The sequence below is a fragment of the Eubacterium sp. CAG:156 genome, from assembly GCF_000434315.1.
Lineage (GTDB): Bacteria > Bacillota > Clostridia > Lachnospirales > Lachnospiraceae > Eubacterium_U > Eubacterium_U album.
Window position 1 is genome coordinate 13,741 of sequence record NZ_FR878151.1, and the last position, 11,107, is coordinate 24,847.

Consider the following 11,107-nt stretch of genomic DNA (forward strand, 5'->3'; position numbering starts at 1 on the left):
GAACTCCATTAATCGAACCATATACTTTATTAAATTTTTTACTATCAATAGCTCCCTGTATAACTCCTGCAAGACTTGCATTTATTGCTACTGTTGGTCCGCCCGACTGGGCAACTAAACAATTTCTCATAATTTCCTCCTAAAAAGTCAAACTAATTCTAGTATAAACGAATTTATGACAAAAAACTATATCTATGTTCAGAACTTTTTATTTTTATTTGCATAAAATACTAATGTAAACATTAGAAAGATGGTGTATAAATGAGCTGCACAAATTGTAATATGCATTCTAACCAGATGTCTCCCTGCAGATGTAGCAATCAGGCACGAATGAACAATATGTACCGTGGTCGCAATCAAATGAGTGGAAATATGAATCAGCCTTGTTCTTCATGCAGGAATGCCGGTCCTAATAAAAAAGATGATAAACATGATAAAGAAATGAATTCATGCCCTTGTCATAAAGATGGTTGTGACATAGGAACTGATCATGTTGATAAAATGAATCCGGCTATGGCATTTGTTCCATGGCAAAAATGGGGTGAACTTTTCGATATGTGTGATGCATTTGAATGCGGAACCATATTTAAAGATTTAAATAAACCATGGAGGGGTAGAAATGAAGAATAATGCAAATCGTTTAAAACTTATGAAAATAATTAATCAGGCAAGTTTTGCAATGGATGACGTAAAATTATTTTTAGATACTCATCCCAGTTGCTCTGAAGCGATTGAATATTATAAGAAAGTTAAAAAAATAAGAATGGATGCCGTAGATGAATATACAAGGGAATTTGGTCCCATTACAGCCTACGACGTTGATGTTAAGGATTATTGGAATTGGAACGATTCCCCTTTACCATGGGAAGGAGGTAATTGCTAATGTATAGTTATGAAAAAAGACTTCAGTACCCGGTAAATATAAAATTTAGGAACCCCAAAATTGCACAGGTAATAATATCTCAGTATGGTGGAGGATATTGCAATAACGTGTGACGGTTTTTATATAGAAGAAAGTAGTGATTTTTTATAGAAATTTAGGGAAATAATCTTAGATTTTAAAAGGCTTATAAAAAAATTCGGGAGCACCTTAATGATGCTCCTTTTACTTACTACTATTCGTAACAGCATTCGTAGTTTCTTCACTATAATGCTCAAAGGTTATCATATTTTCATTCTTAAAGAAATCAAATTGACAAGCTATTATACTTAATATAAATAATACAAGTATCACTACATTAACCGATATAAGCCATGACCATCTTCTTGCTGTTCTTCCTGTAATTGTTTTTATAAAATCCATTAACAACCATATTATATTTATAAAAACGAATCCAACTATTAAAGCTATAATTGTTACTCTATAGATAGATGCTTTATGTATATTTTCTATTACAGAACTCGAAAATGTCATTCCTCCTGTAAACGCTAAAACTATCGAAGCAAAGATTCCCAGAATAGATATATACTCTTTTTGCATATCCTTTTGATTCTTTTTTATATCATTGGACATGATTTCTATATGATTAATTGTTCTTTTCTGCGACTTTCTTACCCATTCTTCTGATGCTTTAACCTTCTTTTCTAACTCTTTCGAAAACAATTTTGTTTTTACTAACTCTGACATTGTCTCATTCGACATAGTCTTTGTGTAATTAATTCTTGCAATATCCAGATTTGTATGATCATATAATTTTATAATCTCTTTTCTGATATCAATCTTATTTCCATTATTATCAACATTTTCAATTGTGTATCCATCTTTTATTGTTTGCATATTTTGTGCTAAAATTTCCAAACTTCCAATTTCAGAATCTCCATCAATTAAAGTTAACGTTGAAAAAATATCCGAATAATAATGTCGAAAATTTTCATCATCGCATTTATAATATATATCCTCTAATTTTAGGAAAAAATCTTTCCTACTTTTTGCATCTTTTAATATGTCTTGCGATTTAGATAACTCTTTCAAAACATCATTTAGAGAATCTCTCCTCTCCTGTTCATCTAATACCCTCATTCACCTATCCTTTATTTTTTATTAACTCTTTTGGAATAACTTGATGGTCTCCCAAGCCATTCCTATATATTATATCCCATGCTTTTCCTACACTATGCGTATCACTAACCATATCCCACGGATTTAATTGACGCTTTCTTTCAATAATGGGAACAATTAATTTTACATAATCCTGCTCTATTTTTACATTATATTGCATTCTAATAGGCATAGCACCAAAACCGCAATACTGTCTATAAACCGCTGGAGCAACCGGTCCAAATTGCCATGCTTCCATGTCATCCGAGAATCCCGCTAACCCCTGTTGTAATAGTTCCCTCTGAATATAATAAAGGATTTTCTGTAATTGTAAATTTGAGATAGGATGTTTATCTTTAGTGCATTTAGTAATAACATATTTGGCTATATCTAATGCTCCATACATATGTGTTACCCCTTCCTTATATAAATAAAAGACCACAACTGTAGTCCGCCTATTTAGTATCAATATATTCATTTTTACTATATTTATTTACAAATATGATAACACACAAAATTTTTTTAGACAATATATGTAGGCTTATATTTTTACATTCTTTGATATACGAGTAATGATTCTCACCTGCTTATAAAGTTCTTGGAAAAATAAAGGGAGCACCGAAGTACTCCCTTTCATCATCTACCTTATATATTTAGCTTTAACCCAGTTATCATTTTTCTTTCTGTGAGCCATCAGATAGCCATTGATAAAGCGATACATGTCTGCATTGCATGTCGTCCCTTTAGTAATGCTTCCGACTTTTTCACCTTTTACGTTGAATGTGTTTATTTTTCTGGTTGAATATTTCTTTATCCCACTATCGAATGCATTTAAGATTCCTATTACAATTGCCTGCGCCATTTTCTTTGCATTATAAAGATTTGCATCGTCCTTATCATCAACAAAGCAGCATTCAACTAAAAGTGCTTTCTTACGTGCCGGTGCTGTGTGATTTAATACGTAAAGGTCAGTTCTTGTCTTTACACCTCTGTTTGCAAATCCCAGTTTTGAAATCTCCTTACAAATATTCTCAGCAGCTTTGTATGAATCACTTGATTTGTCATACACATAAACTTCTGTCCCGGTATTCTTACCGTTTCCGTTTCTGTCATTTGCTCCACTGTTAAAATGAATTGATACATCCAAATCAACCATGTGTGCATTACATTTTGTCCCAATCCTGTTTAACACATCACTCTGAGATGTTCCATTGTTGCATGTGCAGTCGTACACTGTATGCCCTGCTGCTTTCAGATATTTAATAACATATCCTTTTACTTTTCTTGACTGCGTTGATTCCTTAATTAATCCAACTGCTCCGCACGCTATTTTTCCATCCGGATTATGTCCTGCATGTACATTTATCTTCATATCTATTCCTCCACTTCCGGCAATCCTGCAACACTTGTTAACATACTAACCACTCCTGCTGTTGCAGAAATTCCAATTATTGAAACCCAATCAAGCTCTGTGATTAAATTTCCAACAGTAATTAATGATACTGATGTCTGTGCCATTGTTTTTACAGCTCTGACACCTGCTGCCTTAATCCATTTCTTTGTCTTGTCACTCATTCGTTTACTCCTTTCCCTGCTTCATTGGCAGTTCCTTTACTCTCTTATAAATCTCTGTTCCTGTTCCATTTCCACCCAGTGCATGATATGCATTATATAAATGTTCAAAATCATCCAAAGCTTCAACTGATATATGCTCCTGAGCTATGTACTGTTTTCCCAGCGTGTATATCTTGTTATGCAGAATTGCAATAACTCCGTCCTTAATTAATTTATATGATGAATTTTTTAATTTGACATAATTAACTGCACTAACAAAAATTGCACCAATTAATGAAGGAATCCCACACAAGGATAAAATCTGATAAAGTGTCATATATATCTCCTTTTTTATTCCTCTGTTGTTTCTTCTGATTTGTTATAGAGTTTATAATTTATATATCCATAATCAGTATTGTCCATTGAAGAGTAACGTAAATATAAATCATCAAAAGTAGAAATATCATATTCTTTATTTGATGTAACTTCAAAAAGACTATCTGAAGGTTTAGTAAAATCTATTTCTTTTTTATCACAATGAATAGAACACCAGTCATTTTTTGGTGGCAATGTATAATCTTTAAAACCGCCTCCTTTTGTATTAGCAGTTCCAAACTTTATATATTTGTATTTCCTTACATCAATAGGAACATTTTTATTTCTAGTTATATTAATCATTCCCTCGTGTTCTATTCCAAGAGTTCTACACATATCAGAATATTTTACAGTCATATTTTTAATTTGATTTGTAGTTGTGTTATTAATGGCATCAATCTGACTTAAAGCTGTACTATTAATGGCACTAATCTGACTTGTAGCTGTGTTGTTAATACTCTCAATCTGTGTAGATGTTTTACCCTCAATAATTCCTATCTGATGTGTAACTGTGGCATTTATGTTATTCAACTGTTGATTTGTTACATTTGTAATGTTACTAATCTGACTTGATGCTACTGTATTAATACCTTTTATCTGCGATTCTCCTGCGGCTGTCGCAGAACTGTTTATAGCTTCAATCTGTGATACTGCCGTGTTATTAATATCTGTAAGCTTTGCATTAGTAGTATTTGCCAAATCACCCATTTTCGCTATTACAAGAGAATCTAAGTCTTTAATCTTACCGTTTGTCACCTCTGCTATCTGATTAACAGATTGTTCTGTTTTTATGTCTATCTGCTTTAAGCATTCTTCGTTTACCTTTACTTTGTCATTTGCTTCGGCTACAAGTTTTTCTGCGTTTTCAAGCTTTTCTTCAACATACCTTCTAAAAGGCTTTTCCTGTTCAGGTTCAATGTAATCTGCCGGCTTTGTACGTGCCTTAACAGGAATAATAACAGTCTTGATTGTTGTTTCACTATCTGAGTTAATTATTTTCAAATATGCCAGGATTTTCTTATTTTCCTGCAATAAAATATCAGGTATTTCTACCTGACTATCGTTTATTGCTTTATTTATTGTTATTTCGCTATTATTGTTTGAAAACTGTACCTCTGTTCCATCTTCTACTTTGTCTGTTATCTTAAGAATCTGCCCCTTGTCATATTGATACAGCTGTTCAATCTGCGTCAGGGTTGAGTTTCCAAATCCTACCTCATGTATGTTATTGTCCATGTCTGCCTCCTTTCTATGCATCATATCCGGATATAAACTTTCTGTTAACAAAAAGAATGTTAGCTCTTCTTCCTCCACCACTACCTGCTACATAGTTACCTGATGTTGCCGGATTTGTCTTTAAATTTCTTGTGAGTAACAGATTAAATCCACCTTGTCGAACTATCTCGAAAGCTGTATCTGGGTAAGCTGCCCAATCAGCGTTAATTGCAGCTATTGGAATATAACCATCTGGTGCATTGATAGTTGCCGGGCTTTCAGTCACAACCGCTGATACACAGCAGAACATCTTTCCAAATATATCCGATACATTTTCAATCTGTGCAGTGCCGTGTACAATTAAGTCACCACCAACACCTAAATTCTCTCCTACATTTGCATAACTCTTAGTCTCTAAAGAACCGTCTATATGAGCATAACTCCCAATATTCAAAAAACCGTCTATAACTGCATATCCTTTAGCAAACAGATTACCATCTCCATTCACTTCAAACATGTGATCATATGTACTGCCACTTATAAGTTTCTGTATACAAAATCCTGCCCATTTTTCTCCTGGAGTAGGTGGTTGCATGTATACACCATAAGTTCCCACATCTGACGTTACTTCCTGTGAAAAAGTTGAATCGCTAATATTCCAACCGCCTACTTTTCCGCGATTAGCCATTAATCCATCGTTTGACATCATTCCAACTAAATTACCTGACGAATCTGTGACCTTTAAAACACCATTGCCGTTCTTTTCTCCACCAAGATTAAGAGTACCACCCTTTGCCCAGTCGAAATTGATACCTATAGTTGAAAGTACTTTTGTAATTACATTGCCGTCTTTTCCAAGTCCTGCATTAAATGTCTTTCCACCATCAGTCGAAACCGCTATTGCATTGGCTGTCATTTTCCAGATTGTTGTTGATTCTTTCAATGTTTCCTTATCGTGAAGATAGAAAATAGTTGAACCATCTTTCTGTTTTTCTTCTGTCTTATATATCCCAAACGAACCCATCATCAAATCCGTCAATCTCTGCATTTCGTTATTGTAATCATTAATCAAATGTTGATTATTCTGATTTGCCTTTGATACTATCTTGTCAGATATTGAAAAACGCTGGTATTGATTTTCTGTTTCAGTTTCAGCGTCTAAAGATAACTCCTGATTACCACAAAGTGTAAAAGTACAGTTTGTGACAAAACTTTCAAATGACCTTCCTTTTCTGTCAGTTACTTTAATACTGTCCCCTGCTTCTATTGTAGGGTCAGATAAACACGATAAACTGTAAACCCTTATTGTTGTTCCTACCACGGAACTTTTTAGTATATTCATTACTTTATTTGCCATGTCCTCTGTCTGAATCAAAGGATTATCTTCCATAGTTAGAACATATCCTTCTGTTCCAACAAATGCCGTCTTGTTTTCTTCCGTTGGTTCAGATTCTCCTTCCTTAACAGTTGTAACTGTATATCCAAATCTTGCTCCTGTTATTGTCATTGATAAACGATTCTTTGTAAGAGTTGACTGTTCAGTTATCTCATAAGGTGAATCAGATTTTTTATACCATGTAAATTTTAATTTCTGATCATCTGCTGCTATGTATGCATATTTGCCTAAAATCTTTCCACAGTAACTTACAACGTCTCTATATGTAAGTGAATCCGTAGCCGGTTTTGAATTAACTATATAATCCGCTCCGGTTCCTAAATTTGCATCTAGCGTTAAGCCACAATGTTCGCACGCATCCTGAAGTATCTCACGAATACTTGCAGGATATGCCAATGTACTTTCAGCATATGGCAAATCAAGAAACAATATCTTATCATATGCTTCAATTACTATGGTGTCTCCTGAATCCTGGGCACTGTTAATGTAAAAGATTCCCTTTGTTACATATTCAAATTTGTCTTCTACTAAAAGACCTATCTTTGTTGATATTCTTGCATCTGTCAGGTCCACATCTTCAAATCTTTCATCTGTATTATCAATTGTTAGTGATAATTTAGCAGCTACAACACTTCCTACATCAAACGTGCTGTCTGATGATGTCGCTGAATTAATTGAATAAGCTAAAACATCTGACATAGTTAATGGTATTTGTGAATCATCTTTAAGAATTATTGTATCTTCAAGTGAGAATATTCTTTCTTCTTTTATACATTCTTTATATTTTTCTGTTACATTAATCATTTAATTTCCTCTTTTATCGTTCTAATAAATTTATTATAGCGTTGCACCGGTGCAACTTTTACTGTTCTATTAAATCTACTCCGACACCAACATAACATGGTAATCCATTTACAGCACTGTACACCGGATATGTTGGTGTTCCTGCGTACATTTTGTAGTTTTTCTCCATGTATGTAACAGAAAAGAACGCATCTCCAATAGCTGTATTTAACGCGTTTCTTTCAGCTGCTGTCAATATCGGATATTTCACACTAAGTTTTAATTTTGTGGCTATAATATCCCCGGTCATTTTTCCATTTAATAACCTACCGGTGTTCTCACTCTATATTTTCTCATAGCTCTCCTCAATTCCATTAAGAGCCGGTTCCTTATCAAATTTCTTATTACCTGTATTAATTATTAGTGTTGCTCCCATATCATTTACCTTTCTAAAAAAAGCATATGCCCCATTCTAAATAAGAATAGGGTTTATGCCTACTTTTCTGGTTCTACTATTTACATCCTTTACGACATAATCTGTAATTTGTTTTCCACCTATATATACATATATTGGTGTACTGTTATTATTTTGTCCATTGCCGTTACCCATTGCAGCCTTTACTGCCGAGTACACACCTGTACTTATACCTTCAACAATCTGTTGATTATTTGCTACAGCAGTTTTACCGTTACTAAATGTACCAATCATTTCGTTGTGGTTAGCATAGAACAGTCCATCTTCACCATCCGGAAATCCACCATCCTTAAACGTCTTAATGTGATCAACATTAAAACCAAATGTTTGACCGCCAAATGTTTGACCAGCTATGGAAAATGAAGGTATTTGAATTGAAACTTTATTTAAGTTATCAATAATATACTTATTAATCCATCCAATAACTGTATTAATAGCTTCTTTGAAGCCCTTTTTTAATTCTTCAATCTTATTTTTAGCCCTAATGGTAAATTCAACTTCTTTATCTTTCCATTCATCTGCTCTATCTTTCCACCAACTTTTTACATTTTTAACAGTTGTCTTAACTTCTGCTTTTAATTCTACTGTTTTTTCTTTCCATTCTTTGGTTTTTTCTTTCCATTTTTGTTTAATTTCACTTGCCTTTTGTTTTGCCTCAACCTTTAATTTTGCTACTTTTTCCTTCCAGTCTGATGTTACCTCTTTCCATTTCTGTTTAATTTTTTCCTTTGTTTCGTTTATTTTAGTCTTAAGTTCAGCTACTGCTTCAAGTGTTTTGTCCTTAAGTTTATCCCAATCATCCTTTAACTTATCCGCCAAATCTTTTGCCTTAGTTGCAAGTGATGCTGTTACGTTCATAATTGGAGTAGTTAATAATTTGATTGCTTCTACCAAACAGTCCCAAACATCTTTGGCTACTTTTCCCCAATCCGCATTTTTTATTGCATCTACTATTCCGTCAAAAATACCTTTTGCAAAATCACAGCATCCTTGAGTAAATGATTGAAGAGCCTTTAATGCTTCGAAAATCATTCCCAGCCAGTCTACGCTTGTTATAAAACTTACAACATCTTTACCGATTGCTTCCCAGTCAACTTCAGCAAAAAATGAAGAAATACTTTCACAAATCCCTTTTACTCCATCGCCTAATGTTTTCCCGGCTTTTTTAAAGTCGATTTTATCAAAGCAATCATTTACTGCCGTTGCAAGGTCACTTCCGACACCATTCCAATCAAAAGTTTCAACAAATCCAAAAGCTGTATCTATTACTGCTTCAATACTATTTCCTAAAGTCGAGCCAACTAATGACCAATCTATTGTTGAAAAAGTACTATTAAGAGTTGTTGCTATGCTGGTTCCCAGTTTTTCCCAATCAAACTTTGTTATAAAAGTATTGAAGAATCCTAAAACTGTATTTATCCCATTTCCAATTGTAGACCCAACAAGAGACCAATCTATTGCTTCCATTGCTCCATTTAAAAAATCTGCTATGTTACTTGCTATACCATTAACCTTTTTCTGTATTTCAGGCCAATTAATTGAACTTAAAGCACTATTGATTTTTTCACCTAATGCCTTGCCTACACTAGACCAATCATTATTTTTAATATCATCAGCTAAACTGCTTGCCACATTAACTTTTTCTGTTTTCCATGCCCCTGCATCATCAGCACCGCCGCCTGTACCTGTACCAGTACCTGCACCTGATGAATTATTATCCTGACTGTCTAGTTTGGTAATTTCATCAAATCCTGCCAATGACTTTTTATACTTTTCATTGGCTTCTGTTGCAGCATTGGTTGAATTTGCGCTGTCATTCATTGAAGAGGCAAAATCCTTGCTTTGATATACAGCTTTTGTATATGTTTTTTGTCCTGTTAGTGCTGCAAATAATTCACCTAATTTATTTATTGCATTAGCTATTGTATTTACTATATTAGCTATCATTGGAGCAACCGCTGTTGCTAAAGGCTGAAATGCAGCTACAATTGAATTTTTCAGATATGCAAAACTACTGTATAGTTTGCTCATGGATTTATTAAATGAATCGGATTGTCCGGCTAATCGCTTAAATCCATCTGTTAAAATCTGCATTAACTGCATAATTAACATAGACATAACTATACTATTAATCATTCTTAAATTTTGGGATATACCTTTACTGAAATTTGCAATTTTATTTTTAGCTCCTGTAGCAGCCCTTCCTAAAAGCGAAAACTTGGCAATCGCTCCACCTACTTTGCTTCCGACATTTGCAATTCCCGAACCAAATTTCTTAATTGCCGATACTCCATTTTGAAATTTATGAATCATACTTGAAGCGGCGTTTCCAACATTTTTTAATTTACTTACGACATTTGCCATAAATGACCCTTTAGTAACCGAAGACAAAGAACCTAAAGACTGTCTTAATTGCATAATTCTATTCTTTGAACTGGCCATTGTCTGCTTTGATTGCTCCATTTTAGCATTAGCTTGTTGTTGTCTCATTCCCAAATTATTCATACTGCTACTTGCCTGCTGATAGCTTAATTTAAGACCTGACAATTTAGCTTCCTGCTGCGTAATCTGTGTATTCAGTTTTTGTAATCCCTGTTCATTTCCAAGTTTTAGGAACCCTCCGTCTACATCTGAAACTTCTGATTTCAATTTGCTCAGTTTATTATATGCCTGCTCGCTTTCAGCATCGACCTTGTTTAAAGCCTGTGTCATTTGTTCATAATTCATAAACTCACCGTCTACTTCTCCAATTTGATAATTAGAGTTTTTCAACTGTTTCATGGCATTTTCAAGTTTTAAAGCCTTGTCCTTGTTAGTATCTAATATTTGCTGTAAATGTTGCATTTCTTCCGATATACTACCATTAATGTTCATATTAGATAAAACGTTAGACATTTTAGAATAAGCATTTCTCATTTCATTCAATTTAGTTTCCTGCTGCGTAATAGCCGTTTCATATTTCTTTGCCTTACTTTCAGCAATATTGTATTTGTTTCCCAAATCACTTACACTTTGTGCATAACGTTTTGTTGATTCAACAGCACTTTGATATTTCTTTTTTTCACTTTCCAATGCTTTTCCAATTCTTTGTGCGTTTTTATCTGCTGACTTTCCAGCTCTTGATATATCTCCATCTATATCATTTAATGCATCTGATACTTTTTTTACTGAATTTTTAGCATTATCCATACTTTTCTTGAAATTATCAATTTCAGCACTAAATCTTACCTTAATCTCTTCAACTGTCATCCTATTTTCACCACCTTTCCCT

General features: G+C 33.8%; 11 protein-coding genes and 1 pseudogene. 3 read left to right on the forward strand and 9 right to left on the reverse strand.

What is annotated here, in order from left to right:
* Positions 1-330 precede the first annotated feature (330 nt).
* From ABMA45_RS04110 to ABMA45_RS04120, 3 genes and pseudogenes are all read left to right on the forward strand, one after another.
* Positions 331-630, forward strand: a complete 300-nt coding sequence (locus tag ABMA45_RS04110; protein WP_022088614.1) for a spore coat associated protein CotJA — start codon at positions 331-333, stop codon at positions 628-630.
* On the forward strand, positions 620-883 hold the full coding sequence (locus ABMA45_RS04115) for a spore coat protein CotJB (protein WP_022088615.1): 264 nt from the start codon (positions 620-622) through the stop codon (positions 881-883). Before ABMA45_RS04110 ends, ABMA45_RS04115 begins: the two co-directional genes overlap by 11 nt.
* A pseudogene (locus ABMA45_RS04120) lies at positions 883-975 on the forward strand (Mn-containing catalase); the annotation flags it as partial. The gene ABMA45_RS04115 and the pseudogene ABMA45_RS04120, both read left to right, overlap by 1 nt.
* 130 nt (positions 976-1,105) lie before the next feature.
* Here the strand turns inward: ABMA45_RS04120 and ABMA45_RS04125 are convergent.
* The 9 genes from ABMA45_RS04125 to ABMA45_RS04165 all read right to left on the reverse strand — a co-directional run.
* Positions 1,106-2,020 carry a CvpA family protein gene (locus ABMA45_RS04125; RefSeq protein ID WP_022088617.1) on the reverse strand — a complete coding sequence of 305 codons (915 nt, stop codon included), beginning with the start codon at positions 2,018-2,020 and terminating at the stop codon, positions 1,106-1,108.
* A gap of 4 nt (positions 2,021-2,024) precedes the next feature.
* The gene (locus ABMA45_RS04130) at positions 2,025-2,480 is read right to left on the reverse strand and encodes a Panacea domain-containing protein (RefSeq protein ID WP_022088618.1); all 456 of its coding nucleotides are present in this window, start codon (positions 2,478-2,480) and stop codon (positions 2,025-2,027) included.
* A 198-nt stretch (positions 2,481-2,678) separates the two neighbouring features.
* A complete protein-coding gene (locus tag ABMA45_RS04135) occupies positions 2,679-3,410 on the reverse strand; it encodes an N-acetylmuramoyl-L-alanine amidase (protein WP_022088619.1) in 732 nt (243 codons plus the stop codon).
* A 2-nt stretch (positions 3,411-3,412) separates the two neighbouring features.
* Positions 3,413-3,613, reverse strand: a complete 201-nt coding sequence (locus ABMA45_RS04140; RefSeq protein WP_022088620.1) for a holin — start codon at positions 3,611-3,613, stop codon at positions 3,413-3,415.
* 4 nt (positions 3,614-3,617) lie between these two features.
* A complete protein-coding gene (locus tag ABMA45_RS04145) occupies positions 3,618-3,929 on the reverse strand; it encodes a hypothetical protein (RefSeq protein ID WP_022088621.1) in 312 nt (103 codons plus the stop codon).
* A 14-nt stretch (positions 3,930-3,943) separates the two neighbouring features.
* The gene (locus ABMA45_RS04150) at positions 3,944-5,203 is read right to left on the reverse strand and encodes a hypothetical protein (RefSeq protein WP_022088622.1); all 1,260 of its coding nucleotides are present in this window, start codon (positions 5,201-5,203) and stop codon (positions 3,944-3,946) included.
* Between the two features lie 13 nt (positions 5,204-5,216).
* Positions 5,217-7,382 (reverse strand): hypothetical protein, encoded by a 2,166-nt coding sequence (locus ABMA45_RS04155; protein WP_022088623.1) that lies wholly within the window; start codon positions 7,380-7,382, stop codon positions 5,217-5,219.
* A 58-nt stretch (positions 7,383-7,440) separates the two neighbouring features.
* Positions 7,441-7,671: a hypothetical protein gene (locus tag ABMA45_RS04160; RefSeq protein WP_022088624.1), complete on the reverse strand. Its 231-nt coding sequence runs from the start codon at positions 7,669-7,671 to the stop codon at positions 7,441-7,443.
* A gap of 162 nt (positions 7,672-7,833) precedes the next feature.
* The coding region (locus ABMA45_RS04165; protein ID WP_348029917.1) for a hypothetical protein at positions 7,834-11,107 on the reverse strand (3,274 nt) is incomplete at its 5' end.

What these genes read in the sequence shown, in the direction of transcription:
- ABMA45_RS04110 (WP_022088614.1), top strand. Translation starts at nt 331, where the DNA reads ATGAACAATATGTACCGTGGTCGCAATCAAATGAGTGGAAATATGAAT.
- ABMA45_RS04115 (WP_022088615.1), top strand. Translation starts at nt 620, where the DNA reads ATGAAGAATAATGCAAATCGTTTAAAACTTATGAAAATAATTAATCAG.
- ABMA45_RS04125 (WP_022088617.1), bottom strand. Translation starts at nt 2,020, where the DNA reads ATGAGGGTATTAGATGAACAGGAGAGGAGAGATTCTCTAAATGATGTT.
- ABMA45_RS04135 (WP_022088619.1), bottom strand. Translation starts at nt 3,410, where the DNA reads ATGAAGATAAATGTACATGCAGGACATAATCCGGATGGAAAAATAGCG.
- ABMA45_RS04140 (WP_022088620.1), bottom strand. Translation starts at nt 3,613, where the DNA reads ATGAGTGACAAGACAAAGAAATGGATTAAGGCAGCAGGTGTCAGAGCT.
- ABMA45_RS04145 (WP_022088621.1), bottom strand. Translation starts at nt 3,929, where the DNA reads ATGACACTTTATCAGATTTTATCCTTGTGTGGGATTCCTTCATTAATT.
- ABMA45_RS04150 (WP_022088622.1), bottom strand. Translation starts at nt 5,203, where the DNA reads ATGGACAATAACATACATGAGGTAGGATTTGGAAACTCAACCCTGACG.
- ABMA45_RS04155 (WP_022088623.1), bottom strand. Translation starts at nt 7,382, where the DNA reads ATGATTAATGTAACAGAAAAATATAAAGAATGTATAAAAGAAGAAAGA.
- ABMA45_RS04160 (WP_022088624.1), bottom strand. Translation starts at nt 7,671, where the DNA reads ATGACCGGGGATATTATAGCCACAAAATTAAAACTTAGTGTGAAATAT.